The 25,782-nt window shown below is 64.8% G+C and carries 34 protein-coding genes and 3 tRNA genes; 19 read left to right on the top strand and 18 right to left on the bottom strand.

Annotated features, from left to right (window positions below; genetic code table 11):
- Positions 1 to 22: 22 nt before the first annotated feature.
- From JL811_RS10920 to JL811_RS10945, 6 genes are all read right to left on the bottom strand, one after another.
- Positions 23 to 99: transfer RNA gene (locus JL811_RS10920), tRNA-Asp, on the bottom strand.
- Between the two features lie 112 nt (positions 100 to 211).
- The gene (locus tag JL811_RS10925) at positions 212 to 1,150 is read right to left on the bottom strand and encodes a pirin family protein (RefSeq protein ID WP_202688663.1); all 939 of its coding nucleotides are present in this window, start codon (positions 1,148 to 1,150) and stop codon (positions 212 to 214) included.
- Between the two features lie 166 nt (positions 1,151 to 1,316).
- A tRNA-Val gene (locus JL811_RS10930) sits at positions 1,317 to 1,392 on the bottom strand.
- Between the two features lie 132 nt (positions 1,393 to 1,524).
- Positions 1,525 to 2,043, bottom strand: a complete 519-nt coding sequence (locus JL811_RS10935; protein ID WP_202688664.1) for a gamma carbonic anhydrase family protein — start codon at positions 2,041 to 2,043, stop codon at positions 1,525 to 1,527.
- Complete coding sequence (gene gmk, locus JL811_RS10940; RefSeq protein ID WP_420496781.1) at positions 2,040 to 2,687, bottom strand: guanylate kinase; 648 nt, start codon at positions 2,685 to 2,687, stop codon at positions 2,040 to 2,042. Before gmk ends, JL811_RS10935 begins: the two co-directional genes overlap by 4 nt.
- Positions 2,688 to 2,689: 2 nt before the next feature.
- Positions 2,690 to 3,631 carry a YicC/YloC family endoribonuclease gene (locus JL811_RS10945; protein ID WP_202688666.1) on the bottom strand — a complete coding sequence of 314 codons (942 nt, stop codon included), beginning with the start codon at positions 3,629 to 3,631 and terminating at the stop codon, positions 2,690 to 2,692.
- 288 nt (positions 3,632 to 3,919) lie between these two features.
- Here JL811_RS10945 and JL811_RS10950 point away from each other — a divergent pair, with 288 nt between their 5' ends.
- Positions 3,920 to 4,672, top strand: a complete 753-nt coding sequence (locus tag JL811_RS10950) for a PAS domain-containing protein (protein WP_202688667.1) — start codon at positions 3,920 to 3,922, stop codon at positions 4,670 to 4,672.
- Between the two features lie 138 nt (positions 4,673 to 4,810).
- Here the strand turns inward: JL811_RS10950 and JL811_RS10955 are convergent, their stop codons facing one another.
- Positions 4,811 to 6,181 carry a class II 3-deoxy-7-phosphoheptulonate synthase gene (locus JL811_RS10955; RefSeq protein WP_202688668.1) on the bottom strand — a complete coding sequence of 457 codons (1,371 nt, stop codon included), beginning with the start codon at positions 6,179 to 6,181 and terminating at the stop codon, positions 4,811 to 4,813.
- A 192-nt stretch (positions 6,182 to 6,373) separates the two neighbouring features.
- On the opposite strand from JL811_RS10955, the gene JL811_RS10960 reads away from it, so the two are divergent.
- Positions 6,374 to 7,390 (top strand): GlxA family transcriptional regulator, encoded by a 1,017-nt coding sequence (locus JL811_RS10960; RefSeq protein WP_202688669.1) that lies wholly within the window; start codon positions 6,374 to 6,376, stop codon positions 7,388 to 7,390.
- Between the two features lie 12 nt (positions 7,391 to 7,402).
- Here JL811_RS10960 and hisI read toward each other — a convergent pair whose 3' ends face one another.
- Positions 7,403 to 7,762 carry a phosphoribosyl-AMP cyclohydrolase gene (gene hisI / locus JL811_RS10965; protein WP_202688670.1) on the bottom strand — a complete coding sequence of 120 codons (360 nt, stop codon included), beginning with the start codon at positions 7,760 to 7,762 and terminating at the stop codon, positions 7,403 to 7,405.
- Between the two features lie 96 nt (positions 7,763 to 7,858).
- Between hisI and JL811_RS10970 the strand changes: the two genes are divergently transcribed.
- On the top strand, positions 7,859 to 8,305 hold the full coding sequence (locus JL811_RS10970) for an iron-sulfur cluster assembly scaffold protein (RefSeq protein WP_202688671.1): 447 nt from the start codon (positions 7,859 to 7,861) through the stop codon (positions 8,303 to 8,305).
- 32 nt (positions 8,306 to 8,337) lie between these two features.
- On the opposite strand, the gene JL811_RS10975 is transcribed toward JL811_RS10970, so the two are convergent.
- The 6 genes from JL811_RS10975 to hisD form a co-directional block, all read right to left on the bottom strand.
- The gene (locus JL811_RS10975) at positions 8,338 to 9,585 is read right to left on the bottom strand and encodes a lytic murein transglycosylase (RefSeq protein ID WP_202688672.1); all 1,248 of its coding nucleotides are present in this window, start codon (positions 9,583 to 9,585) and stop codon (positions 8,338 to 8,340) included.
- Positions 9,586 to 9,676: 91 nt separating this feature from the next.
- Complete coding sequence (locus tag JL811_RS10980; protein ID WP_202688673.1) at positions 9,677 to 10,456, bottom strand: EcsC family protein; 780 nt, start codon at positions 10,454 to 10,456, stop codon at positions 9,677 to 9,679.
- A 101-nt stretch (positions 10,457 to 10,557) separates the two neighbouring features.
- Entirely contained in the window at positions 10,558 to 10,962 is a 405-nt protein-coding gene (locus JL811_RS10985) for an arsenate-mycothiol transferase ArsC (RefSeq protein ID WP_202688950.1), read from the bottom strand.
- A 62-nt stretch (positions 10,963 to 11,024) separates the two neighbouring features.
- On the bottom strand, positions 11,025 to 11,501 hold the full coding sequence (locus JL811_RS10990) for a UPF0262 family protein (RefSeq protein ID WP_202688674.1): 477 nt from the start codon (positions 11,499 to 11,501) through the stop codon (positions 11,025 to 11,027).
- A gap of 192 nt (positions 11,502 to 11,693) precedes the next feature.
- Positions 11,694 to 11,948, bottom strand: a complete 255-nt coding sequence (locus JL811_RS10995; protein WP_202688675.1) for a hypothetical protein — start codon at positions 11,946 to 11,948, stop codon at positions 11,694 to 11,696.
- 105 nt (positions 11,949 to 12,053) lie between these two features.
- Entirely contained in the window at positions 12,054 to 13,358 is a 1,305-nt protein-coding gene (hisD, locus tag JL811_RS11000; protein WP_202688676.1) for a histidinol dehydrogenase, read from the bottom strand.
- 351 nt (positions 13,359 to 13,709) lie between these two features.
- Here hisD and JL811_RS11005 point away from each other — a divergent pair, with 351 nt between their 5' ends.
- The 8 genes from JL811_RS11005 to JL811_RS11040 all read left to right on the top strand — a co-directional run bounded on the left by JL811_RS11005 (position 13,710) and on the right by JL811_RS11040 (position 20,105).
- Positions 13,710 to 14,081 carry a hypothetical protein gene (locus tag JL811_RS11005; RefSeq protein WP_202688991.1) on the top strand — a complete coding sequence of 124 codons (372 nt, stop codon included), beginning with the start codon at positions 13,710 to 13,712 and terminating at the stop codon, positions 14,079 to 14,081.
- Positions 14,078 to 14,626, top strand: a complete 549-nt coding sequence (locus JL811_RS11010; protein ID WP_202688677.1) for a head-tail connector protein — start codon at positions 14,078 to 14,080, stop codon at positions 14,624 to 14,626. The genes JL811_RS11005 and JL811_RS11010 overlap by 4 nt, the downstream gene beginning before the upstream one ends.
- A complete protein-coding gene (locus JL811_RS11015; RefSeq protein WP_202688678.1) occupies positions 14,623 to 14,859 on the top strand; it encodes a hypothetical protein in 237 nt (78 codons plus the stop codon). The genes JL811_RS11010 and JL811_RS11015 overlap by 4 nt, the downstream gene beginning before the upstream one ends.
- Before the next feature lie 604 nt (positions 14,860 to 15,463).
- Positions 15,464 to 16,882, top strand: a complete 1,419-nt coding sequence (locus JL811_RS11020; protein WP_337924741.1) for a terminase large subunit domain-containing protein — start codon at positions 15,464 to 15,466, stop codon at positions 16,880 to 16,882.
- Positions 16,873 to 17,208, top strand: coding sequence for an HNH endonuclease (locus tag JL811_RS11025; RefSeq protein ID WP_202688679.1), 336 nt, complete (start codon positions 16,873 to 16,875; stop codon positions 17,206 to 17,208). Before JL811_RS11020 ends, JL811_RS11025 begins: the two co-directional genes overlap by 10 nt.
- A gap of 3 nt (positions 17,209 to 17,211) precedes the next feature.
- Complete coding sequence (locus JL811_RS11030) at positions 17,212 to 18,483, top strand: phage major capsid protein (RefSeq protein WP_202688680.1); 1,272 nt, start codon at positions 17,212 to 17,214, stop codon at positions 18,481 to 18,483.
- A gap of 3 nt (positions 18,484 to 18,486) precedes the next feature.
- Positions 18,487 to 19,038 (top strand): HK97 family phage prohead protease, encoded by a 552-nt coding sequence (locus JL811_RS11035; RefSeq protein ID WP_202688681.1) that lies wholly within the window; start codon positions 18,487 to 18,489, stop codon positions 19,036 to 19,038.
- Positions 19,038 to 20,105 (top strand): phage portal family protein, encoded by a 1,068-nt coding sequence (locus tag JL811_RS11040; protein ID WP_202688682.1) that lies wholly within the window; start codon positions 19,038 to 19,040, stop codon positions 20,103 to 20,105. Before JL811_RS11035 ends, JL811_RS11040 begins: the two co-directional genes overlap by 1 nt.
- A 102-nt stretch (positions 20,106 to 20,207) precedes the next feature.
- Here the strand turns inward: JL811_RS11040 and JL811_RS11045 are convergent, their stop codons facing one another.
- Positions 20,208 to 20,528, bottom strand: a complete 321-nt coding sequence (locus JL811_RS11045) for a hypothetical protein (protein WP_202688683.1) — start codon at positions 20,526 to 20,528, stop codon at positions 20,208 to 20,210.
- 2 nt (positions 20,529 to 20,530) lie between these two features.
- Positions 20,531 to 20,752: a hypothetical protein gene (locus JL811_RS11050; RefSeq protein ID WP_202688684.1), complete on the bottom strand. Its 222-nt coding sequence runs from the start codon at positions 20,750 to 20,752 to the stop codon at positions 20,531 to 20,533.
- A 92-nt stretch (positions 20,753 to 20,844) separates the two neighbouring features.
- Here JL811_RS11050 and JL811_RS11055 point away from each other — a divergent pair, with 92 nt between their 5' ends.
- From JL811_RS11055 to JL811_RS11080, 7 genes are read left to right on the top strand one after another with little or no spacing between them, the layout of a single operon-like run.
- Complete coding sequence (locus JL811_RS11055; protein ID WP_202688685.1) at positions 20,845 to 21,033, top strand: hypothetical protein; 189 nt, start codon at positions 20,845 to 20,847, stop codon at positions 21,031 to 21,033.
- Positions 21,030 to 21,233, top strand: a complete 204-nt coding sequence (locus tag JL811_RS11060) for a hypothetical protein (RefSeq protein ID WP_202688686.1) — start codon at positions 21,030 to 21,032, stop codon at positions 21,231 to 21,233. Before JL811_RS11055 ends, JL811_RS11060 begins: the two co-directional genes overlap by 4 nt.
- Entirely contained in the window at positions 21,230 to 21,460 is a 231-nt protein-coding gene (locus JL811_RS11065) for a hypothetical protein (RefSeq protein ID WP_202688687.1), read from the top strand. Before JL811_RS11060 ends, JL811_RS11065 begins: the two co-directional genes overlap by 4 nt.
- Positions 21,457 to 21,585 (top strand): hypothetical protein, encoded by a 129-nt coding sequence (locus tag JL811_RS20155; protein WP_273542489.1) that lies wholly within the window; start codon positions 21,457 to 21,459, stop codon positions 21,583 to 21,585. The genes JL811_RS11065 and JL811_RS20155 overlap by 4 nt, the downstream gene beginning before the upstream one ends.
- Before the next feature lie 57 nt (positions 21,586 to 21,642).
- Positions 21,643 to 22,269 carry a hypothetical protein gene (locus tag JL811_RS11070; RefSeq protein ID WP_202688688.1) on the top strand — a complete coding sequence of 209 codons (627 nt, stop codon included), beginning with the start codon at positions 21,643 to 21,645 and terminating at the stop codon, positions 22,267 to 22,269.
- A 4-nt stretch (positions 22,270 to 22,273) separates the two neighbouring features.
- Positions 22,274 to 22,450, top strand: a complete 177-nt coding sequence (locus tag JL811_RS11075; RefSeq protein ID WP_202688689.1) for a hypothetical protein — start codon at positions 22,274 to 22,276, stop codon at positions 22,448 to 22,450.
- The gene (locus JL811_RS11080; protein ID WP_202688690.1) at positions 22,447 to 23,520 is read left to right on the top strand and encodes a tyrosine-type recombinase/integrase; all 1,074 of its coding nucleotides are present in this window, start codon (positions 22,447 to 22,449) and stop codon (positions 23,518 to 23,520) included. The genes JL811_RS11075 and JL811_RS11080 overlap by 4 nt, the downstream gene beginning before the upstream one ends.
- A 20-nt stretch (positions 23,521 to 23,540) precedes the next feature.
- On the opposite strand, the gene JL811_RS11085 is transcribed toward JL811_RS11080, so the two are convergent.
- Both JL811_RS11085 and JL811_RS11090 read right to left on the bottom strand, forming a co-directional pair.
- Positions 23,541 to 23,615 (bottom strand) — tRNA-Glu (locus tag JL811_RS11085).
- A 326-nt stretch (positions 23,616 to 23,941) separates the two neighbouring features.
- A complete protein-coding gene (locus tag JL811_RS11090) occupies positions 23,942 to 24,406 on the bottom strand; it encodes a copper chaperone PCu(A)C (protein ID WP_202688691.1) in 465 nt (154 codons plus the stop codon).
- 208 nt (positions 24,407 to 24,614) lie between these two features.
- Here JL811_RS11090 and glpX point away from each other — a divergent pair, with 208 nt between their 5' ends.
- A complete protein-coding gene (gene glpX / locus JL811_RS11095) occupies positions 24,615 to 25,580 on the top strand; it encodes a class II fructose-bisphosphatase (protein WP_202688692.1) in 966 nt (321 codons plus the stop codon).
- The last annotated feature ends 202 nt before the right edge of the window (positions 25,581 to 25,782 follow it).

Raw genomic sequence — 25,782 nt, forward strand, 5'->3', positions numbered from 1 at the left:
TGCGAGGGCCTTGCGAACGATCTGGCGCGGTTGACGGGGCTCGAACCCGCGACCCCCGGCGTGACAGGCCGGTACTCTAACCAACTGAGCTACAACCGCGCAGGTCAGATCGTGAGCGCGTGATAGAGAAGCCCCGGGGGGAGGTCAAGCGCGCAAATCGCAAAAGCCGAAATTCCCTTCGCCCGTGCCGCGCCCCCCTTCGCCATGACAATCAGCGATCCGGCGCGGGGATGAACTCGGCATCATCCCCCGGCGGCAGGCGAAACCGCCCACGCGCCCAGTCCCCCGCGCGCCAGGCCTCTTTTGCCGCGTCAATCCGGTCGCGCGACGAGGCGACGAAATTCCACCAGATGAAGCGTGGACCCCCCATCGTATCCCCGCCCAGAAGCATCAGACGCGCGCCCTGATCGCCCGCCGTCAGCGCGATCCGGTCGCCGGGGCGGAACACCAGCATCCGACCAGCGGCGTAAGATTCGCCGCCCACCGTCACCTCACCCGACAGGATATAGGCGCCGCGATCCTCCTGATTGTCGGGCAGCGGGATGGCGGCGCCGGGATCCAGCCGCACATCGGCATAAAACGCCCCCATCGGCAGATTGACCGGTGCCGCCTCCCCCCAGGCGGACCCAAGGATCAGCCGGACCTCCTTGCCCTCCGCCTCAAGCAGCGGCAGATGATCCGCACCGGCATGGGCGAATTCGGGGGCCGCGTCCTCAAGCGTTTCGGGCAAGGCCAGCCATGTCTGTAGGCCGAACAGCGCATGCGGGGCCTGCCGGGCCGGGCCGTCCATCCGTTCGGAATGGGTGATGCCATGGCCCGCCATCATCCAGTTTACCGCCCCCGGTTCGATCCACTGATCGGTGCCCAGACTGTCACGGTGATGGATCTTGCCGCGCAGCAGATAGGTCACCGTGCCCAGCCCGATATGCGGATGCGGGCGCACGTCGATACCCTGCCCGGTCAGAAATTCCGCCGGTCCCATCTGGTCGAAGAAGATGAAAGGCCCGACCATCTGCCGCGCCGCCGAAGGCAGCGCGCGGCGCACCTCGAACCCGCCGATATCGCGGGCGCGGGGAACGATGACCGTCTCGATGGCGTCGATGGCATCCCCGAGGGGGATCTGCGGATCAAGGGCGGGGTTCCAGCTCATGGCGTGTCTCCTTCATGGGATGGGGAAATCCTGCCAGATCATCCCTGCACCGAACAGACCTGCCCGCGCAGGGATCCTGTGCAGAAAGGCCAAGAGGATCCATGCGCAGCGCCATGTGCGGTCGGGCCCGAGATCGGCCGTAGCGCCCTGTGAAGCAATGGGGGAATGGTGGGAGATGACGGGTTCGAACCGCCGACATTCTCGGTGTAAACGAGACGCTCTACCAACTGAGCTAATCTCCCCGCCGCTGCCGATTAGCGCATCGCTTGCGCGGAGGCAAGCGGGTTGGAAAGACAGCGTGCAACGCGGCAGAAAACATCGACAGCCCCCGCCCGGCACAGGCCACGACGCCAAGGCCCCGGGGCGCGAAGGTCTCAGATCACCTTCATTCCTGCGCGAAAGCGGCGCATATTGGCCTGATACCCGGCCGCCGAGGCCAGAAGCCCGGCCTGCGCGGCCTCATCCAGCATGCGGATCACCTTGCCCGGCGCGCCCATCACCAGGGATCCGTCGGGGATTTCCTTGCCTTCGGTAATCAGCGCGCAGGCCCCGATCAGGCAGCCCTTGCCGATTTTCGCCCCATTGAGAATTGTCGCGCCCATGCCGATCAGGCTGCCCTCGCCGATGGTGCAGCCATGCAGCATGGCCCTGTGGCCGATGGTGCAATTCGCGCCGATCACCAGCGGATGCCCCATATCGGTATGCAGCACAGAATTCTCCTGCACATTGCTGCCCGCGCCGATGACGATTTCCTCATTGTCGCCGCGCAAAGTGGCGCCGAACCAGACCGAGGCGCCTTCCTCCAGCACGATCTTGCCGATCAGATTGGCATCGGGGGCCACCCATGTATCGGGATGGATCCGGGGGGCGTGGCCGTCAAGCGCATAGATCATCGGGTATCAAACTCCGTATTGAGGCCGCGCACCAGATCGGACAGGCCGGGCTGGCGGTCGCGGCGCAGGCGTTCCGCTTCCAGAATGGTGGTCAGATTCGCGAAAGTGCGGTCCAGATCGTCATTGACCAGCACATAATCATATTCGGCCCAATGGCTGATCTCATCACGGCTTTTGGCCATGCGGCCTTCGATCACCGCGTCGCTGTCCTGCCCGCGCCCGCGCAGGCGGCGTTCCAGTTCCGGGATCGACGGAGGCAGCACGAAGATCGACACGACATCGCGGCCAAGCGCGGAATTGCGGATCTGCTGGCCGCCCTGCCAGTCGATATCGAACAGCGTGTCGCGCCCTTCGGCCATGGCGGCCTCAACCGGGCTCCGGGGACTGCCGTAGAAATTGCCGAACACCTCGGCATGTTCCAGCATCTCACCTGCCGCGACCATGGCCAGAAACTCATCGCGCTGGCGGAAATAGTATTCGCGACCCTCGGCCTCCCCCTCACGCGGGGGGCGGGTCGTGGCGGACACTGAAAAACGCAAGGACGGATCCCAGCCCGTCAGCCGCCGCGCCAGCGTCGATTTCCCGGCCCCCGAGGGCGAAGAGAGGATCAGCAAAAGCCCGCGTCGATTGGCAGTCTGCAGCATCGTCATTCCACGTTCTGAACCTGTTCGCGCATCTGATCGATCACCGTCTTGAGGTCAAGCCCGAGGCGGGTCAGGTCCGAGGACTGCGCCTTGGAGCACAGCGTATTGGCCTCACGCATGAATTCCTGCATCAGGAAATCGAAACGACGCCCCACCGGCGCGGTATCGGCCAGCAGCCCCCGCGCCGCCGCGATATGGGCGCGCAGGCGGTCCAGTTCCTCGGTGATATCGGATTTCACGGCGATCAGGGCCAGTTCCTGCGCCACGCGGGACGGCTCCACACCGTCAGTATTGTCCAGCACGCGCGCCAAGGCCTCGCGCAGCGCCTGCGCGGCATGGTCGCGCCGCGCCCCGGCGGCTTGGGCGGCCGCTTCGGTCAGCGCGGCCACACGGTCGATCTGCGCCGCGATAACGGCGTGAAGCGCTGCGCCCTCGGCGGCGCGGGAGGTCGCGAAATCCGCCAGAAGCGGCGGCAGATCGGCCAGAATCGCGGCGCGCAGGGCGGTCATGTCCTCCTCCGGGGCGGCCTGTTCCAGCACGCCGCGAAAGCCCAGAACCTCGGCCTGCCCGGCCTGACGCAGCGTGACCCCTGCCGCCATCGCTTGCGCCTCGACCTCGGCCAGCGCGGACAGAATACCCGTCAGCGCGGCCCGGTTCACGCGCAATCCGGTGGCCTCGCCGGTCTCCCGCGTCAGTTTCAGCGACAGGCTGACATTGCCGCGCGCGATCGCGCGGCCCAGTTCGGCGCGCAGGGCCGGTTCCAGACCCTCGATCCAGTCGGGAACGCGCAGGCGCAGATCCAGCCCCTTGCCATTGACCGCGCGGATATCCCAGGCCCAGGACCAGCCGGAGGCGATATCCTGGACTGAGCCTTCATCCTGCACGGCCCCTTGGGCGGCGGCCTGACTGCGGCGGGCGGCGAAACCGGTCATGGAAAGGGTCATGCGGGATCTCCCGGTTGGGGCGCAGTGTTTACCATTTGTCGAGATTTTCCGCCGAATCCGATGAAACATCCCTATGATGGGCGGGCAGCGGGAAAACCGGAGACCGGCCATCAGACCGGAGGACCGGACGGCATGACACCATGCCCTCTTGCCTGCCCGAGCCCTAGCAGAGCCCGCCTGCCCCGGCAAGGTTTCCGCCCGCGCGGGAACGCGCCGGGACCTGGGCGGCGGGATCTCGGCCTTTTCAGTGTGTCACGAGTGATTTCAGTAACAAGCCGGAGACGATCCATGATCCCGACCTTTTTCACCCGCAGCAGCGCGGGAGCCAGCGATTCCGACCGGAGAGCCCGCCGGTTGCAGGCCGACAGCCGGTTGCGGCTGATCCGCGATTACTGGACTGCGCTGGCGGACCAGACCCCCGGCCGCCTGCCCTGCCGCGCCGCGATCAGCCCGCGCGGCATCGAGGCGGCGCTGTCGCAGGCTTTCCTGATTGAGCGGATAGCACCCGGAATGGCCCGGTTGCGGGTGGCCGGGATGGATCTGAACGATGTGATGGGCATGGAGGTTCGGGGTATGCCGCTGTCCTGTCTGATCGAGCCCGAGGCGCGCGCCGGTTTCGGTGCAGCATTGGAACAGGTTCTGACCCGCGATTCGATCCTTGAGGCCGAACTGGAGGCCGGGCGTGGTTTCGGCCAAACCCGGCTTTCGGCGCGGTTGCTGATCCTGCCGCTGGCCGCTGAACCCGACGGGCGGCGCATGGCGCTTGGCGGGTTGGCCGTTGAGGGTGGGATCGGGGCCGCACCGCACCGTTTTCACATTGCCCGGCAGCAGGTCCTGCCCGCCTTGCCCGGCCTCCCTACCCTGCCCGGCCCAGCTAACCTGCCCGGCCTAGCTAACCTGCCCGGCCTAGCTAACCTGCCCGGATTGGCCGCGCCGGAACCTGAGGCCAGCATTGCCCCGCTTCCCACCGCGACAGCGCATCACCGCGCATCGCGCGCAAGGCCGGGGAAACCGCATCTGTGGCTGGTGAAGTCTGGCTGAAGCCCCCCCCCGGGGGCCGCTTCAAGGAAAGGGGGGCGCTGCCCCCCCCCGGACCGGCCTTGCGGGCCGATCCTCCCCCCGAGGTACCTGCGCCAAGCTGAAAGGGTAAAACCCTTGCAACGGCGGCAGGCGTGTCCGTCAGAGCGCGATCTGGCGACGCGCAGACCGCGAGGCCGAAAGCTCTTCGGACACCAAGAAAGCCAGTTCCAGCGACTGGCTGGCATTCAGGCGCGGATCGCAGGCGGTGTGATAGCGGTCCGACAGATCCTCATCCGACACGGCGCGCAGACCGCCGGTGCATTCGGTCACATCCTTGCCCGTCATCTCGAAATGCACGCCGCCGGGGATCGTGCCCTCGGATTTGTGGATCGAGAAGAATTCGCGCACCTCGCGCAGGATTGAATCGAAAGGCCGCGTTTTGTAGCCGGTCGAGGATTTGATGACATTGCCATGCATCGGATCGCAGGACCAAAGCACATTGGCGCCTTCCTCCTGCACGGTGCGGATCAGGCGCGGCAGATGTTCGCCCACCTTGCCCGCCCCGAACCGCGCGATCAGCGTCAGGCGGCCGGGTTCGTTTTCCGGGTTCAGCTTGGCCATCAGGATGCGCAAATCCTCGGCCGTGGTGGTGGGGCCGCATTTCAGACCGATCGGGTTCAGCACACCCCGGCAGAATTCGACATGCGCGCCATCGGGCTGCCGCGTGCGGTCGCCGATCCAGATCATGTGACCCGAGCCCGCCACCGGCTTGCCGGAAATCGAATCGATCCGGCACAGCGCCTCTTCGTATTCCAGCAGCAGCGCCTCATGGCTGGTGTAGAATTCGACCGCAGCCAGTTCATGCGCGGTATCGGCATTCACGCCCGCCGCGTTCATGAAATCCAGCGCGTCCGAGATCCGGTTGGACACTTCGCGATAGCGTTCTGCCTTGTCCTGATCGGCAAAACCCAGCGTCCAGCTGTGGACGCGGTGGATATCGGCGAAACCGCCCGTCGAGAAGGCGCGCAGCAGGTTCAGCGAGGCCGCGGCCTGCGTATAAGCCTGCAACATGCGCGCCGGATCGGGGCGGCGCGACGCCTCGGTCGCCTCGAACCCGTTGATGATATCACCGCGATAGGACGGGTATTCCACGCCGCCAATCACCTCGGTCGGGGCCGAGCGCGGCTTGGCGAACTGACCCGCCATGCGTCCCACCTTGATGACCGGCACCTTGGCGCCATAGGTCAGCACCACCGCCATCTGCAGCATCACGCGGAACGTGTCGCGGATATTGTCGGCGCTGAATTCGGCAAAGCTTTCGGCGCAATCGCCCCCCTGCAGCAGGAAGGCGCGGCCTTCGGCGGCGGCGGCAAGGTGCTTTTTCAGGCGCCGCGCCTCGCCGGCAAAGACCAGCGGCGGATATTTAGCAAGCTGCGCCTCGACCCCGTTGAGTGCGGTCTGATCCGGATAATCCGGCATCTGCACCCGCGGTTTTGCGCGCCAATCCGATTTCTGCCAGCCCTTGGTCATCGGCGTTCTCCGTAGCGTTAGCGGTATCGTGCGGCGGTATAGGCAAAATGCGCAGGAATGCAAAGGGGCAAAGCCATATGGGATGCCATGCTTCCCCCTTGTGGCGGCGCAGGATTCCTGTTTCCGTGCATCCAAACCGACGCAAACAGGTCGCGGCTGCACCGCCGGACCAACCGCAGGCAGGCAAGACCCATGACCACCCCCCCCAAAAGGGCCCTGAGCAATGCAAAGACCGTCGCACCGCGCCGCTTTGTCTTCCTGCTGCTGGACCGGTTCACGATGCTGTCCTTTGCCAGTGCGATTGAACCCTTGCGCATCGCCAACCGGGTGATGGGACTGAACGCCTATTGCTGGGTTCTGGCAGGCGACGGGGCCACCGGTGAGGTGACCTGTTCCAACGGCGCCTCGTTCCGGCTGGATATTGCGCTGGATGAGATTGACCGTGAGGATACGGTGCTGGTCTGCGGCGGCATCGACGTGCAGCGCGCGGTGACGAAACCGGTGCTGAACTGGCTGCGGCGTGAGGCGCGGCGCGGGGTGGCCATCGGGGGGCTCTGCACCGGGGCCTGGGCGCTGGCCAAGGCCGGGCTTCTGGATGGCAAGCGCGCGACGATCCATTGGGAAAATCAGGACGGATTCCTTGAGGAATTCGAACAGGTGAAGCTGACGAAATCCATCTTCGTCATAGACGGCAACAGGATGAGCACGGCAGGCGGCACGGCCTCACTCGACATGATGCTCAAGATCATCGCCGCCGACCACGGTGATGAGGTGGCCAATACAGTGGCCGATCAGCTGATCTATTCCACCATCCGCACCGATCAGGACACGCAGCGCCTGTCGATCCCGACCCGGATCGGCGTGCGGCATCCGAAGCTTTCACAAGTCATTCAGATGATGGAAGCCGCAATCGAGGAGCCGATCAGCCCGGCAGATCTGGCCGAGGACGTGGGCATGTCGACACGGCAGCTGGAACGGCTGTTCCGGCGCTATCTGAACCGCAGCCCGAAACGCTATTACATGGAGTTGCGGCTGCAGAAGGCACGCAATCTGCTGATGCAGACGGATATGAGTGTCATCAACGTGGCGCTGGCCTGCGGCTTTGCCAGCCCTTCGCATTTCTCGAAATGCTATCGCGCGCATTATGCCACGACCCCTTACCGCGAACGCGGCACCCAAGGCGGCCCGTCGCTGCGGCTGTCGATCTGACCCATACGGATCTCAGGCGATGGGATCGGCGATCACAACTTCCGCGCCATCACGCAGCGCGGTGTAGAAACAGGACCGCCGCATCGTGTGGCAGGCCGGGCCGGTCTGATCCACCAGCAACAGCAGGCAGTCGCGGTCGCAATCAATCCGCAGCTCAATCAGCCGCTGCACATGGCCCGAACTTTCGCCCTTGGCCCAGAAGGACTGGCGTGAGCGCGACCAATAGGTGACGCGCCCTGTCTTGATCGTGCGTTGCAGGCTTTCCGCATTCATCCAGGCCATCATCAGCACCTCACCGGTCGCATGGTCCTGCGCGATGGCGGGGATCAGGCCCTTGTCATCATATTTCAGGCTGGACGGATCGAAGGCCATGGCAGGCATCCCCTTGCAACTTCCCGGGCCTTTGCAAATTGCCGGGCCGGGCCTATCTATGCGCAAGAGGCCGCAAGGGAAAGACCGGAGCAGGACATGAGCGACAGCGAACTGGCAAGCCTTTATTCGGGCCGCATCCTCGCACTGGCGGCGGATGTGCCCCATGCGGGGCGGCTGGAGACCCCGCAGGCCAGCATCCGCAAACGCTCCCCCCTTTGCGGATCGACCGTCACGGTGGATCTGGACATGCAGGATGGGCGCGTGGCCCGTTTCGCGCAGGATGTGAAGGCCTGCGCGCTGGGTCAGGCGGCGGCGGCGGTGGTCGGCCATGCCGTTCTGGGCCGCAGTCGCGCGGAACTTGAGGCCGCGCGGGACGGCTTGCGCGCGATGCTGAAGGGTGGGCCGGTGCCCGAGGCCCCGTTTGACGGGTTCGAGGTGCTGACGCCTGCGCGAGAGTTCAGGAACCGCCATGCCTCGATCCTGCTGGCCATCGAGGCGACCTCCGAGGCGGCTGCCGAGGCCGAGGCCCGCGCGGCCGGTTGACCCCGGCCCGCGCCTCCCCCGGCCGGAACGGCTCAGCCGCCCAGACGGCGCAGCAGGTCCATCGAAGGATCCCCCGTCACCGCAAGACCGTTGCGCGCTTGATAGGCCGAGATCGCGGACTCGGTCTTGGGTCCGATCACGCCATCCGCGCCTTCGGTGTCAAAGCCCGCAGCCGTCAGCCGCCGTTGCAGGTTCTGCCGGTCGGCAATCCGCATTCCGTATCGGTCGGGCGGGAAATCGCCCCGGATCGCAGGCCGCCCGATCAGGCGGTCCGACAGATGCCCGACCCCGATCACATAGTTTTCCGAATTGTTGTATCGGGTAATGACGGTGAAATTGCGAAACACCATCAGGGCCGGACCGGAAACCCCCATGGGGGCCAAAATCGAGGCCGGGCCATGATCGGGAACCGCGCGCCCGTCCATGTCGCGCACGCCCAAGGCCGCCCAGTCCGAAGGCCGCCGCGTCGTGCCGCGCCCGGTCAGCCCGGCGCTGAAGCCCGCAGGCAGGCGCACCTCTACCCCCCAGGGCTGGCCCCGCGTCCAGCCCGATTTCGCCAGATAGGCCGCCGCCGAGGCCAGCGCATCGGTCGGATCGTCCGACCAGATGTCGCGCCGCCCGTCGCCGGTGAAATCCACCGCATAGGCCTGATACGAGGTCGGGATGAACTGGGTATGGCCCATGGCCCCGGCCCAGCTGCCGGTCATGCGGTCGGGCGTGATGTCACCCGATTGCAGGATGCGCAGCGCCGCTGTCAGTTGGCTTTCGAAAAATGCCCCGCGCCGGCCGTCATAGGCCAGCGTCGCCAGGGCCGAGATCACCGGCACGGTGCCGCGCCGTTCGCCGTAAAAGCTTTCCAGCCCCCAGACGGCGGTGACGACATTGGCCTCAACCCCATAACGCTGCTCAATCCGGTTCAGGACCGCGCCATGCCGCGCCAGTGCCGCACGGCCCTTGGCGATCCGCTCCTCTGACGCGGCAATCGCCAGATAATCCTGCATGTTGCGCTTGAATTCGGTCTGGTTGCGGTCGCGTTCCACCACACCGGGCAGGAACCCCGCATCGCGGAAGGCCATGTCCAGCGTACGGGCCGAAATGCCCTGCCCTGCCGCGCGACCCCGATAGGACGCGACCCAGGCATCAAAGCCGGCATTGGGCGCCGAAGGCAGTGCGGCATCGGCGGGGCGGGGCGACAGCATCCGTGCTGCCCCGCCGCCCTGACAGGCCGACAGGCCAAGGGCGGCAAGACCCAATGAGAAATTGCGGCGGGAAACATTCATGGCGGCTCGTCCTCTGCAAAACTGCCCTCTGCCGGGGCCTTTGTTGCAGCGTAACCGAAATCTCCGCGCCGGGGAAACCGCTTTCGCCGGATCAGCCGTGCCGCAGGCGCAGACGCGCCAGTTCGGTCCCGAATTCGTCCCGCACCCGTTCGGCTCCGTGCAGTGATGCCAGCCGCAGCAGCGCGAATCGGATATGGGCCAGTTCTCGGTAATGGGTCAGAAAGGCGGTGTTCAGCGCCGCCCCTGACAGCGCCCCCAGCACAGGCACCGCCTGCGCCGCCAGTTTCTGGCTCAGGACGGCAGCAAACTTCGGGGCGATCTTGGCCAGAAGCTTGTGCAGCGCAGGCCCCGTCACCGTCAGCCGCGCGCCAAGGAATGACGTGTTGATCCCGTCATCCTCGGCCAGCGGCCCGCCCGAGGTCAGCACCCGCAGCGCCTCGGCCTGCACTTCGGGCAGGGTGGTGTCAAACCCCTCGGCCTCGGCCGCGCGCAGGATCGCATGCAGGATCAGCGTCACCGTGACCGGCAATTCGACCAGCGCTGTGGCAAGCCCCCCTGCCCCCCCCGCAGCCCCCGACACCGCCGCCAGCGCAGGCGCGCCACCCGCCCCCAGATCGGGCGCATGGCGGCCATGGGCGGCCAGCGACAGCGCGCGGCGCAGCGCGGCCTCGGTCACCGCCTCGATACGAGCGCGCGCGCCCTTGGGCAGATGCGCAAGCTGATCCTCCAGCTTGCCGCCCATTTTCTGCACCAATGCCATGAGGGGACCCGCACTGCGCAACTGGCGCGCGGCAAGGGCCCGGATCTCAGCCGACGGATCGTCGGGGCGCGGCGTGGGAAGCCAGATGGATTTGCTGTCTTTCGGGTCCATGTTCTTGCAGATGGGGACAGGCCGGGGCCTTGGCAAGCGGCAGGGCTGCCCCGCCCTGCGATTTCCCGCGCCCCCCGGCCGGGCCGATCAGGGCAGCGGGATCAACCCGGCCCCGCCTCGGGCGACGGGCCGAACCGCGCCAGCATCCGTTCGCGGATCTGGTTGCGGGCCTGACGATAGGCGGCCAGTTTCGCATCGCGCGTTTCGCCCAGCCCGGTCGGATCGAGGATCGGCCAGTATTCGATATCAAGATGGTAATGCCGCGTCAGTTCCAGCGCCATGCGCTGACTGGCGGGCGACAGGGCCACGATCAGATCGAATTGCGACAGATCATCGCCCCATTCCTGCATCTCCTCAAAGCTGCGCGACCGGTGGCGCGAAATCTCGACCCCCAGTTCATCGCAGACCGCAATGGAAAAACCGTCGATCTCCATATCATTCTTGACGCCCGCCGACTGCACATAGGCGCGCTGTCCATACAGCTTTTTCATCAGCCCTTCCGCCATCGGAGAGCGGACGGCATTATGGTCGCAGCAGAACAGAACCGATTGCGGAAACCCTGCCACCCTTACCCCCAATGCAGGACACAGATCAGGGTGAACAACCTTCGGGCGGTGTCGATATCGACCTCGGCCTTGCCTTCCAGCCGCTCCTGCAACACCCGCGCGCCCTCATTATGGATACCGCGGCGGGCCATGTCGATCGCCTCGATCTGACTGGGCGGCAGGCGCTTCACCGCCTCGAAATAGCTTTCGCAGATCTGGAAATAATCCTTCACCACCTGCCGGAAGGGGCCGAGGCTCAGATGGAATTCGCCCACCTTTTCGGTGGTCTCGGTGGCGATGTCGAAAACCAGCCGTCCCTCGCGGATCGCAAGACCCAGCTGATAAGGACCGACCGGAACCGACCGGTCCTCGCGCTGCGGCAAGGCAAAGGCATTGTCTTCCAGCAGGTCGAAGATCGCGACCTTGCGTTCCTGTTCGATCTCGGGTGTCGGGGCGCGCAGGCCGCTGTCGTCAATCGTGATATGGCAGATACGGGTCATGGGCAGGGTCCGGGCATAGAATTCCCCCTGATGCCCGAGCGGACCGCAAGTCGCAAGCCCGCAACACCGGCGGCGGCAGGCCTGTCACCGCCGGGTCACAGAAGCGTCCCGGTTGCACGTCCAGCCACAAGCCCCGACCCCGCCCTGACCCCAACCCGACGGGCAGGGATCGGCTGGAATACCGCGTCCGGTTCAGGGGCGTTTCGCCATCGCCTCCACCGCCTCGGCGGTGCGTCTGGTGTTCTGATAGATCCCCAGTGCCAGATACATCGCCCCCCCGACGAACAGCACATAGACCGCGCCGAACAGCCAGATCCCCAGACCGGCCAGCAGGCCGCCCTGCGCGCTGAACATGGTGATAAGCCCCCCGACCAGAACCCCCAGTGCCAAAAGCACGATCAGGGCGGAAACGATCATTTCGAATGACTTGATGAAGAAATCGCGCATCTGTCCCTCCGTTTTATGTTGCACACATAATCCGGGGCCGGTTCGCCCCGCGGGAACAGGGTAACAAGCACGGGCCTCTGCCGCAACCGACCGCCTGACCGGTGGTCAGAGGTCGTTCAGCCGGTCCAGCCTTGCGCGCACGCTCAGCCCATGGGCCTCAAGGCCTTCCGAGATGGCCAGACGTTCCGCCGCGGGTCCGATGGCGCGCAGCGCCTCGGGTGTCATCTGGGCCAGCGTGGTGCGTTTCATGAAATCGAGCACCGACAGCCCCGAGGAAAACCGCGCCGAACGCGCCGTGGGCAGCACATGGTTCGGCCCGCCGACATAATCGCCGATCGCCTCGGGCGTCCAGGCGCCCAGAAAGATCGCCCCGGCATGGGTGATCCGTTCCGACAGGATCTGCGGATCGGCCACGCAAAGCTCCAGATGCTCGGGCGCCATGCGGTTCGACAGCAGCGCCGCCTCCTCCAGATCGCGCGTCACGATCACGGCGCCATGGTCGTGCCAGCTTTTGCCCGCGATTGCGCGCCGTTCCAGCGTTTCCAGCCGCCGCTCCACCGCCGCAATCACGGCGCGGCCAAAGCCCGCATCCGGCGTCAGCAGCACCGATTGCGCGCTTTCGTCATGTTCGGCCTGTGACAACAGATCCAGCGCGATCCAGTCGGGGTCATTATCGGCATCGGCAATCACCACAATCTCGGATGGCCCCGCGATCATGTCGATGCCCACGCGCCCGAATACCCGGCGCTTGGCAGCGGCAACATAGGCATTGCCCGGCCCGGTGATCTTGTCGACCGGCGCGATGCTGGCGGTGCCATAGGCCAGCGCCGCAATCGCCTGCGCCCCGCCAAGGCGGTAGATCTCGGTCACGCCCGCCAGTTGCGCGGCCAGCAGGACCAGCGGATTGACCACCCCGCCCGGCGTCGGGCAGCAGATCACCAGCCGCTCCACCCCCGCCACCTCTGCCGGGATCGCATTCATCAGAACCGAAGAGGGATAGGAGGCAAGCCCCCCCGGCACATAAAGCCCCGCCGCCGAAACGGGCGTCCAGCGCCAGCCCAGCCTTGCGCCATTCTCTTCCTGCCAGACCGCATCGGTCGGGCGCTGGCGTTCGTGATAGGCGCGGATCCGCGCTGCCGCCAGTTCCAGCGCCGCGCGGTCCTCGGGCGTGACCTTGGCGATTTCCGCCTCGATCTGCGCCGGGGTGAAGGCCATGCCGGTTTCGGCCAGATCCAGCCGGTCGAACCGCTGCGTCAGATCATGAAGCGCCGCATCGCCCCGCGCGCGGACTTCGGTAATGATCGCGGCCACGGCGGTGTCGACATCCTCGGCCTCTTCGCGCTTGGCCCCCAGAAGCGCCCCGAAGGCCGCCTCGAAACCGTCGTCGGTGGTGGTCAGGATCTGTGCCATGCCGGGCGCCTCCGCTGGTTCACGCGCCTTCCATAGCCCCGGCGGGCTGAGGCCTCAAGGGCGATGGGCGGGGATGGCGGTTCACAAGCCGCGAGATTTTGACGCGCTGGCCGGGCCCGGACGATATCGAAAAGCGAAAGTTGTAAACCGCTGATTCCTGGCTGCAAACGTCCAGCCCAACGATTGATTTCAAACGTCTATTTGGGGGAAGTGGCAGCCCGTAGGGTTGTATCTTTTTCGCATGATAGCAACGCATTGGGTTGTCCAAACGGGGTAAACCCTGCCATTGAAATCAAACGGAAATCTGGGGCTGCGTCCAACGAAAGATCCGCCTCTTTTCTTTCCAAACAGATGCAGCCCGATCACAAGCGCATGTCGCGGATGCTGGGCTATACGCTGACCATCGGCACCCCCGAGGCATGGCAGGGCTTCCGCCGCGTGGCACAGGTCAGAATGACCGAGGCCGAGCGCGCGATGCTGGCTTTCTTCATGCTCAACACCCTTTCCCGCGATCTTGCGGAAGGCATCGCCCGCTTTGCCCTTAACGCGGCTGGCGACCCCTTGCCGCCCTTCCTTGGGGGCATGGAGGACGCGCGCAGTTGGGCGGGATGGGCCACGCGTGACGAGCTGAAAGCCTATGCGCTGGCCTCCTTCGAGGCCATGACGCCGCAAGATCAAGCGGCCTTCTTTCAACATATCAGCACTTGCGAGGTGGCAGCATGAAGATGCTTGTGCATCGGGTTTCGACGGTCGAGGCCCCCCCTTTTGATCTGGCCACCATCAAAACGCACATGCGGATTTCCTTCGATGATCATGATGACGTGATCAACAATATCGGCCATGCGGCGGCGGCGGAAATCGAACACTTCGCCCAAGTCGCGTTTCTGACCCAGATCATCCGCGTAACGATCTTCGATCCCGCGCTGACCTCGGGCTTGCGTCTGCCGGTCGGCCCTGTGGCGGAGGATGCCACGATCACGGTGACCATCGACGGAGAAGCCTTCACGGGTTTTGCCTTTGCGGGCGGGAACCGGCCTTACATCAACTGGAAGCGGCCTTGGTTCGACCTGAACCCGACGAGGGTGAATATTGAGTATCAGGCGGGCTTTGGGGCGACCCATGAGGCGATCCCGCATGATCTGGCGCAGGCCCTCATGGATCAGGCCGCGCTGCACTATGACGGGCGGTCGCCCATGTCGGCCAAGGAACTCACCATGTCCCCGCATATGGCCCGGATCGGTGCCCGGTATCGCGGGGTATCGGCATGACTACCCTTGAGCTGGACGAGATCCTGACCATGCGCTGGCCCGGCGTTCTGCGCCGCGTGATGGGCGATGCCGAGGCGGATGGTTTCGCGCGTGGCTTTGCCCGGTCCATCGCCCGCCACGGCAAGCGGCGGGGCTGGATGCCCAGTCAGAAGCAAGAGCGGATCATGCGGCAAATGCTGGACGAATACGGCGGTGCATTTGAGCCGGACATGGAGCTGATCGAGAAGGAGTGAGGAAAGAAGATAGCCCGCCGTTGGCGCGGCGGGCCGATGTGCGCGGGACGGTTCAGACGGTGGCCGCTCACATTGAAGGAAGCATACCACGGGGTGGGATCAGATGCAAAGGGCAGTCCGAACGACCGAAGCCCGATCCCCTGCACAGCGTCCGAGTGCAGCAAGTAGCGGTCAACTCTCTGGCGAGGACGCGCGCACAGAGAGGCCCTAAGCGACGGCCCGGCTCCGGCCAGCAAGATCGCGGTGGGCATAGGGACAGCCGCAGCCATGTGCTGTGGGCTGTCGTCCTATGCCCATCACTCCGACCCTCACCATCCAGCAGGATGGGAAGCAGAAGACGCAACGATTGAATATGAGAGAGGACGGCAAGACGATGAACGGCAACACGGCAGCTCTGGGCGACCTCTTCGGCGGATCTGGTCCCAATGCCCCCAAAGTCGGCGGCCCCGGGACCGCGCGTGTGAGTGTTGCTTTCTCTCTCCTGAAAAAAATCAGGGGAAAATCGCAAGCCGTCCGCGCCATTCAATTTCTGGGCCTTTTGCACGTTCCCGAGGGCAAGAAGGCCGGAAAACCCCTGAAACTGGCCGATTTTCAACGGAAATTCGTGAAAGGCTCACTTGCCCGGAAAGTCATGGTCGGGGTGCTGTCGATCGGGCGCGGCAATGCCAAGACGGCCCTTTCGGCGGGGCTGGCCTTGGCCGAGCTGGTGGGCGCGCTGGAAGAAAAGCCGCAGCCCAAACGCGAAATCATCCTTGCGGCCCGGAACCGGGATCAGGCCAAGACCGCATTCCAGTTTCTGGTCGGCTTCATTCAGGGCCTGCCCGAGGCGGATCAATCGCTGTTCACGATCCGGCGCGGCTCAAAGCTGGAAGTGGAGTTTGCGGGCAATGGCGGCGGGCTGGCGCGCGTGATCGCAGCCGATGGCAAGTCCATTCTCGGCGGTGCCCCGACCCTTGCAATCATGGATGAACGGGCGGCATGGGAACGCGAGAAGGGCGACAGTCTGGAAAACGCGATCCTTTCCGGGCTTGGCAAGCGTGACGGGCGGGCGCTGATCATTTCCACCAGTGCGCCCGACGACGCGAACACCTTTTCCCGCTGGCTGGATGATCCGCCGCCCGGAACCTATGTGCAGGAACACCGCCCGCCCTTCGGCCTGCCCGCCGATGATCTGGAAAGCCTGCTGATCGCCAATCCCGGTGCGACCGAGGGCATCGGCGCGGCCCCGGAATGGCTGGTGTCGCAGGCGCAGCGCGCAATCGCCCGTGGCGGCTCGGCCCTGTCCAGCTTCCGCAACCTGAACCGAAACGAGCGGGTTTCGACCGAGGACCGTTCCGTGCTGGTGACGGTCGATGAATGGTTGAGTGCCGAGGTTGCGCCCGATGATCTGCCCGGGCGGGATGGCCCCTGCATCCTCGGCGTTGACCTCGGCGGGTCGCGTTCCATGTCGGCGGCGGCATTTTACTGGCCAGAAACCGGGCGGCTGGAAGCCCTCGGCACCTTCCCGGCAACCCCTTCGCTTGCGGATCGGGGCGCATCCGATGGCGTGTCGGATCGGTATTGCCAGATGCAGGACCGGGGCGAACTGTCCGTCATGGGTGAGGCGACCGTGCCGCCCGGCCCATGGCTGGCCCGGATCGTGGCGCATCTGGACGGGATCACCCCGGATTGCGTTGTCGGGGACCGTTTCCGTCATGCCGAATTCAGCGAGGCGATGCAGGCGGCAGGGCTGGCCCGCGTTCCCTTCATCTGGCGCGGCTTCGGCTGGAAGGATGGATCGGAGGACATCGAGCGATTCCGCCGCGCCCTGTTTGACGGCGAAGTGAAGGCGGCGCCCTCGATGCTTCTGCGCTTTGCCTTCTCCGACGCGATCACGCTGGTTGATCCGGCGGGCAATCACAAGCTTGCGAAGGCGCGCAGCCTCGGGCGGATCGACGCGGCGGCGGCAACCGTGCTGGCCGTGGCCCAAGGCGCGCGGATGAAAGCCGCCCCGACCCGGAAAGCGAGGGCGCTATGGGATTGATCCGCAAGGACCATGCGCGCCATTCCAAGCGCGTCACGTCAACCCGGCGCTGGCAGGTGCTGCGGCACCAGATCCTTGAGCGGGATGGCTGGAAATGCCGCTGCTGCAATGAACGCCGCCGGCTGGAAATCGACCATATCAAGCCGGTGCGGACGCACCCGGAATTGTCCTTCGATCCGCGCAACCTGCAAACCCTCTGCGGCCCCTGCCACACGAAAAAGACCCGGATCGAGTGCGGCCACAAAGAGAAATCCCCCGAGCGGAAAGCTTGGGCCGATGCCGTTGCCGAACTGGCAGCGGAAACTGCAACCCAAGCAAAGGAGTAAACCATGCTTGAATCTGTCAAGATCGCCCGGCGTCAGTCCGAGATCCGCCAGCAACTGTCCGAGCTGGTCGGCAAGCCCAGCCCGACCGAGGACGAAACCCGGTCTATGGAAACCCTTGATGCGGAATACCGCACCAATGAAACCCGCTATCGCGCGGCCCTGATTGCCGAGGATACCGAGCGCCGCGAAGCCGGGGCCGATCTGGAAACCCGCGCGGGCCGGGAATGGGAGGATCTGGTGCAGGGCTTCGAACTGCGCCAGGTGGCCCTTGCCCTGTCCGAAGGCCGCAATCTGGACGGGCGCACCGCCGAAGTGGTCGAGGAACTGCGCAGCCAAGGCGGCTATCGCGGCGTTCCGGTGCCTTGGGCTGCGCTGGAAGTGCGCAATACCGTGTCCAGCGGCACCCCGGACCCGATCAGCACCCGCCCGATCATTGACCGGCTGTTCCCGGAATCGGTCGCGGGCCGGATGGGCGCGCAGATGATCAGCATCGACGCGGGCGCGGTGGAATGGCCGGTCACGACTTCGGCAGTCTCGGCAGGCTGGGCCGCGACCGAAGGCGGCAACGTGGCCGGGCCGACGCAATACACGACCGCCGACCGCGCCCTGAAGCCCGATCACAATCTGGGCGTCCAGATGCGGATCACCCGCAAGGCGCTGCAGCAATCCGGCGCGGCGCTGGAAGCGGCGATCCGGCGCGACATGCAAGGGGCCATGGGGGCCGCGATGGACCGGGCCACCTTCCTCGGCACCGGGGCGGACGGGCAGCCCTTGGGCGTGATCACCGGGGCGGCGACCTATGGCATCACCGTCACCGAAGTTGACGCGCTGGCAAGCTGGGCAGCCTTCCGCGCGGCGGTTACCGCCTTCATGGTCGCCAATGCTGCAACCGGCCCCGCCGCGATCCGTGCGCTGATCCGGCCCGAGCTGTGGGACTATCTGGACGGCGACCTGATCACCGGCACCGCCGTTTCCGAATGGGACCGGCTGACCGCCCATATCCCGTCGGGCAATATCGCCATGTCCAGCAATGCCCTTGCCGCGCTGGCCGGTGACGTGCTGGCATCCTCGGCCCTGCTGACCACGGCGACCAGCGGCGTTTCTCCGGTCTTTGTGGGCGCATGGGGCGCGGTGGACGTGATCCGCGATCCCTTCACCGATGCGCAATCGGGCGGGCTGCGGATCACGGCGCTGGCCACGATGGACGTGACGGTTGCGCGCCCGGTGCAGCTGCGCGTCCTGACCGGCCTTGAAACCGCCGTGTCCGGGGGCTGATCCATGCTGTGGGGCGATCACACCGGCAGCCTTGAGCTGCGCACCGAAGGCGGGGCAACCCGCCTGACGGCCCGTTTCCCCTATGGACGGGAAACCGAAATCGCGGCGGGGCGGCATGAGGTGATCGCCCCCCGCGCCTTCCGCGCCCGGATCGAGGCCGGGGCGGAAATCCATCTGCTGGCCGGGCATGACTTTGAAAAGCCGCTGGCATCCCGCGCGGCGGGCACCCTGACCATGACCGATTCCGATGATGCGCTGACGCTGGATGCCCGGATCGAGGGCGGCACAAGCTGGGCGCGCGACTTCCTGTCTGCCCATGCCTCGGGCCTGATCCGGGGTCTGTCGCCCGGCTTCCGCGTCCCTGTCGGCGGGGAGCGGATCGAGCGGCGGGGCGCGGGCATCCTGCGCACCATCGCCTCGGCCGAGCTGTTTGAGCTGTCGGCCGTCACCCGCCCCGCCTATCCGGCCGCCCAGATCGAGGCGCGGAACTGGCAGCCGGTGGGCGATGTGGCCGCGCAGATCGTGACCCATCACCTGAAACGCTGGAGGCTTTGATGTTCGGATGGTTGAAACGGTGGGCCGCGCCCGAGGTTGAAAAGCGGTCCAGCGGCGCGGGTTACACCGCCCAGGTGATGGCCGCGCGGGAAAACTGGATCAGCGGCAACCTGACCGTGGCCGAACTGACAGCGGCGGTGCAAAGCTGTGTCAGCCTCTGGGAAGGGGCCTTCACGCTGGCCGATGTGAAGGGAACCGACCTGCTGGACCGGCAGACCATGGCCCTCATCGGGCGCGGCCTTGCCTTGCGGGGTGAAGCGGTGTTCCTGATCCGGGATCGGCTGATCCCCTTCACCGACTGGGATCTGACCACGCGCGACGGCATCCCCCGCGCCTATCGGGGCCAAGTGCCCGAGGTGGGCGGCGGGCGCATGGAAACCGCATTGGCAGCCGAGGTGCTGCATCTGCGGATCGCCTCGGATGCCTTCACGCCATGGGCGGGCAAGTCGCCCCTGTCGCGCGTTCCCCTGTCGGCATCTCTGCTGGCCGAGGTGGAAACCGCCCTGCGCGATGTTTACCGCGATGCGCCGCTTGGCAGCCAGATCGTGCCGGTGCCGGACGGATCCGCCGATGACATGGCCACCCTGCGCGGATCGTTCAAAGGGCGGCGGGGGGCGGCTCTGGTGATCGAGGGCCTTGCGCAATCGGTCGGCGCGGGGATGCACCCGCAGCTGGGCAAGTCGCCCGATCAGCTTTCCCCGGATCTGTCGAAATCCATGACGGGGGAAAGCCTGACAGCCGCGCGCGATGCCGTGTCGCTGGCCTTCGGTGTCCTGCCTGCGATGATGAACCGATCCGTGACCGGCCCCGCGGTGCGAGAGGCGCAACGCCACCTTGCCCAGATCGTGCTGCAACCCTTGGCCCAGATCGTGGCCGAGGAAGCCGGGGCCAAGCTTGGCGGGCGCGTCCTGATCGACGTTGTTCGGCCCATGCAAGCCTTTGACGCGGGCGGCAAGGCGCGGGCGCTGTCCACTATGATCACGGCGCTGGCAGCCGCCAAGGAAGCCGGGATCGACGGCACGACCCTGCAGGACGCGCTGGCCTTCATCGACTGGCATGACGAATAGGGCAGGATGCGCCCTGCGCAAAGGGTTCGCGCAAAGCATCCCCGTTACTCGGTGAGTGGGTAAACCCCGAGAGAGTGCCGCGCCTTCCCGTGGGCGCGGCGCTCAGTCTTCCTGATCCTCAACCACTGTTTTTCGAAAAAATCTCAAGGCAAAAAGAAACGCAATCACGGCTGGCGTCATAATTACTCCCCAACCGTTAAAGAAAAGAGACTCCATTTCTTTTTCGGGCAAGGCGGTTTTTTGTCCGATCATATAAAACGCGTCCGCAATACCAAGCGCTAGAAAAATCGCCAAAAGAAAGTATACGTATCGGTCAACTACAAAATCAAACTTCTTTGGACGGTTCTTCCCAACCCAAAATGGAAATCCAATGGCGGCAGTGATTGCCATTACGATAAGGGAAACTGCCACTGCATCGAACATTGCTAATTACCTTCCTTATCCAAAATCGAATCGGTGATTAACTTGTGCTCGTCCAGCACCTGCCGGATAAACTCCGGCCTGCTTGGCTCCGGGTCCAGCTTCGCGCGTTCGGCATCGACCCATGCCAGAAGGTCGGGCTGTAGCCGGACCATCACGGGGGTGCCTTGACCAGTAGCTGGCCGCCCCATCTTCTTTTTGGTATCATTTTGTTGTTGTTCACTCATGAACAATATGATACCAGATAAAGCGGATCGGACAAGAGCTGGAACCTCTCGCCCGATCCTAACCGAAACCCTGTTCTTAGGAGGAACAGCGAATGGCTATTCATTGCCATAGCGGACAGGCCATGCCTGCCGCAAGCCTGCACGAAATCCACGACATGCTGACCCTTGCCCTTGACGCGACCGAGCGCCCGAGCGGCTACAGCCAGACCGAACGCGAGGCCCGCAGCTACGTCCGCGCCGCCCTGCGCCGGACTGAACGCTTGATGGGGGTGCGGGCATGACACCGGAACTCAAGGAATATCTGGCCGAGCTGCAAAGGAAGGCCATGCGGCTGCAGGTTCTGATCAGCGCCATGAACGCCTGTCTGGACGATGAAACGCTGCAGGATGCGGTTGTCGCCATGGTGACCGCAGCCGAGGAACTGGCGACCGGCCTGAACAGCGGCCTTGACAGCGTGTCCCTGCCGGAGGGCGTAGCATGACGATCAGCGAAGAATTCCGCACTGCGCATGAGGATGTATCCCTGAATATCAGCCGCGCTCATGGCTTGGTCAATGCGCTCTACTTCGTCATTCAGGGATCCGACGAACTGATGAGCGATACCGATTCGTCCCGCGCGGTCACAAGCCTTGTGGCGATGCTGGAAGACGTGATCACGGCAGCGCATGACCTGCACAGCCGGTCATGGCAGCTGGCGGGCGGGAAATGAGCTGGATCGCGTGGCGCATCATCGCCCCAGTGGCCCGCGCCCTCGGGATCAACCTCAACTGGATCTTTGACCCGTGGTTCCCATGGCAGCGGCGGAAACCGTTCTGGATCGGGCGGCGGGCGTAAATGTGATATGCTCATTTAGGATTGACCGGGCATCGTAAGTGTGCTTTACGCAATAACATGAAATCCGGTCCCTTCATCAAAGCAGTTGCCGCCGCCTATCGTCTGGACGCACAGACGGTCACGCTTTTCGCGCGCAGCCTAAAAGAGGCCGGTCACATGACAAGCGGTGCGCGTGGCGTGAACGCCCCGCACATGATGCCCGGTGATCTTGCGGCGCTGACCATCGCGCTACTGGCAACAGAAAAGCCAACGAAAGCAGTTGAAATGTTCGAAGCGGTCGCGGGAATGCAGCTTGTGGGCGAAGGGCATCATGGCGCCGTCAAATCGCAACTGCCGGACAAAGATCACACTTTTCTGGATCTTCTGACCTACCTTTGCGACCCCAAAAACAAACTGGACAGCAAGTTTCCGTTTCAGATCGAGGTGACGGGCGCGGCCAATGCAACGCTCAAGCGACCGGATCTGGCGGTGATGTATTGGAATCGAAGCGAAGCAGAGCGGCTACAGAGCTTCTGGGACAACGCCCCGGCAGAGTGGGACGAAGGCAACGCAGATGCCTTGGCGGCAGAGTTCGACACATCACCCATGAGTGCCTTCGGCATGGTCACCACGCGCGAAATTTCTTCCACAACACTTCTGAATCTCCGGCGTTTTGTGTTCCTCGATCTGCCACAGGAGGGCTGAAACCGTGACCCAAGCCCGCGCCTCCCTCAAGCAATCCGACCTGACCCGCTATGCAAAGGCAATGCGGGCGGCTGGCATTGCTGAATGGCGCATCGAGATTCTGCCGTCCAAGCATGTCATCATCGCCGGGAAGGTGGACGACGCCGCCGCCGGGCCTGATCCTGACGAGCTGCTGAAATGACGCGGCGCAAGAACCCATATCCCGGCGTTCGCAGGAACATCGTCAGCGGCCATATCTACTGGAAATTTGAGGCCGGGGACTTTCGCTGCAACATCCCCGGCCCCTATGGTGGCCCTGAGTTTCTGGCGGCTTATGAGGCTGCCCTGAAAGGTGCAAAGGCCCCGAGATCCACCGCTGAACCCGGCACCGTGGCATGGCTGATCGAGCAATATCTGGGCAGCCTGAAATTCCTGAACCTGTCCCAGTCGCGCAAGCGCAGCATCCGGGGCGAACTGGATTGGCTGCGCGGCATGGCGGGCAAGTATCATTTTGCGCGCCTTGAGGTCCGGCACATCGAGGCGTTGATGGGCAAGAAAACCGGGCCAACTGCGGCGAATACCGTCAAGAAGAACCTGTCGATGCTGTTCAACTTCGCGGCCAAGAAGCTCGGCTATACCGGCCCGAATCCGGCACGATTTGCCGAGAAGATGAAAACCAACCCGGACGGATACCACACATGGACCGATGCCGAGGTTGACCGCTTTCTTGCCCGGCATCCGGCAGGATCGAAAGCCCGGCTTGTCCTGTTGCTGGCGCTCAACACCGGTATGTCGCGCTCTGATCTTTGCCGCGTCGGCTGGCAGCATGTTACCCAGACAGGCGGCAAGGCGCGGATCGCTTACAAGCGGGCCAAAACGTCGGTGGCGGCAGATCTGCCGATCCTGCCCGATCTGGCCGAGGAACTGGCAAAGGTGCCGAAAGACCGCCTGCTGTTCATCACGCAGGACGCCAAGCCCATCGGATACAAGCCCGAGACGCTCGGCAACTGGTTCCGTGATCGCTGCACCGAGGCGAAGGTGCCCGGTTCGCTGCATGGTCTGCGCAAAGCAGGTGCGACCCGGCTGGCGGATGTGGGGGCATCGAACTGGGAAATCGCATCCTATCTGGCGCACAAGGACACCAAGCAGGCCGATACCTACACCAAGAAGGCGAACCGCTCAAAACTTGCTGACAGTGGGTTCGCCAAGCTTACAAACGTGTCCAACTTTCCTGATACGTTGGACAGAAAGGCAAAAAATGCCGATCAATAACAACCACTTGCAAGGCGAAGTGGCAGCCCGTAGGGGAGTCGAACCCCTCTTTTCAGGTTGAAAACCTGACGTCCTAACCGATAGACGAACGGGCCATCGCTGGCGTGAGGCGGTGTTTAGTCAGAGGCTTTGCGACTCGCAAGAGGAAATATGCGGCATCCCTCACGGGAAGGAAAATTTTCTTGCCATGGTGTGGTTTTACCGGTTCCGGCGGGGGTATGTTTTTCAGAACCCCGGTTTCCGGGACTGCCGTTACAGCGTCCTGCCCGGGCCGACGGTCCTGCCTTTCTGCGCGACCGGGGTCGGGTGGCGTGGCGGGGCCGCCCGCCCTCTTGCTGCGCGGCTCTGCCACTGCCCCCGCCCGGATCATCCAGCAGGGGGCCGCGCCACCGGCCCGGTCAAGGCCCGATCAGGCGCCCCGTCACGGGCTGTGATGACTGTGATCCGCGCCGCCCGGCGGGTCGATCTGGAATTCGGTATCAATCCGCCCTGCCCGTTCGAAGATGAAGGTGACGGGATGCATCTCTCCCTCGACCAAGGGCGTGGTCAGGCCCATCAGCATGATATGCATGCCATCGGGTTCCAGCAGCACCACTTCACCGGGCGGGATCTCGACAGCCTCCAGCGCGACCATCCGGGCAACACCCCCGTGATGCTCGGTCACATGCAAATCAATCTTCGCGGCAATCCTGCTTTCGATGCCGATCAGCCGATCCGCCTCAGGCCCTTCATTGACGATGCCCAGATAGCCCGCCGCCGCGCGCGCCGAGGCGACGGGTTGCGGGATATGGGGGTGGATCAGTTCGATATCGCCCTGCGTCACGCCATGGGCCAGCGCCGCGGGCGTGGCCAGCAAAAGGGCAAGAACCATGCCGGTTCGGAACATCACAAATATCCTTTCATGTCATGGCCGCCCGGAGGGCAGGCCGGGGCAACCATGCTGCCTGCCCGTATCATACCGGCATCATACCGCCTGCCTGCCCGGGCGAAAGCCCCCGCGCCGTCACGCACGCCCTGCGTTAGCGCGACCACGCTTGCCGCCCCCCGCCCCAGCCGCTAGACCGGGGAAAATCCAGTTGGACGGAGGAACCCCCATGGCCGATGCCGCAGAATTCCAGGACCGCCTGTTGTCATTGGGCCTTGCCCGCGTGTCCGAGGCGGCCGCCCTTGCCTCGGCCCGGCTGGTCGGGCGCGGCGATGAAAAGGCCGCCGATCAGGCCGCCGTCACCGCGATGCGCAACCAGCTCAACCTTTTGGACATCAAGGGTGTCGTGGTCATCGGCGAGGGTGAACGCGATGAGGCCCCGATGCTTTATATCGGTGAGGAAGTCGGTTCCGGCACCGGCCCGGCTGTCGATATCGCCCTCGATCCGCTGGAAGGCACGACGCTGACCGCCAAGGACATGCCCAATGCGCTGACCGTCATCGCCATGGCACCGCGCGGCACGCTGCTGCATGCGCCCGATGTCTATATGGACAAGCTGGCCATCGGCCCGGGCTATGCGCCCGACACCGTGACGCTGGACATGTCGCCCGCCGAACGCGTTCAGGCCCTTGCCCGCGCCAAGGGCTGCGGCGCCGAAAACATCACCGTCTGCATCCTCGAACGCCCCCGGCATGAGGCGATGATCGCTGAAGTGCGCGCCACCGGCGCCGCGATCCGGCTGATCACCGATGGCGATGTGGCGGGGGTGATCCATTGCGCCGAGTCCGATGTGACCGGGATCGACATGTATATGGGATCCGGCGGCGCGCCCGAGGGGGTTCTGGCGGCTTCGGCGCTCAAATGCATGGGCGGGCAGATCTATGGGCGGCTGCTGTTTCGCAATGACGATGAACGCGCCCGCGCCGCCAAGGCGGGCATCACCGATCTGAACCGCGTCTATACCCGCGATGAAATGGTGACGGCGGATGTGATCTTTGCCGCAACCGGGGTGACCTCGGGATCCATCCTTGCGGGCATCAAGCGCGAACCTGACTGGATCACGACCGAAACCCTGCTGATGCGGTCGAAAACCGGATCGGTGCGCCGGATGACCTATCGCAGCCCCGTCCGGTGATGGAGGCCGCTGACACCCTCCGCTGACGGCATGCACTGCGCCTGAAAGCGCCTCCCGCGCTTTCATCTTGGTCCAAATACCTCCGCCGGAGGCTCCGCCCGGGGCCACCGGCACCGCCTTATGCCATAAGGGCACCCGCGCCTTGGACCGCAGGCCCCCCCGCACGGCCCTTGCGCCGCCCTGCATCCTCAGGCAGACCCGC

The sequence above is a fragment of the Szabonella alba genome, from assembly GCF_016765775.1.
GTDB classification, from domain to species: Bacteria; Pseudomonadota; Alphaproteobacteria; order Rhodobacterales; family Rhodobacteraceae; genus Szabonella; species Szabonella alba.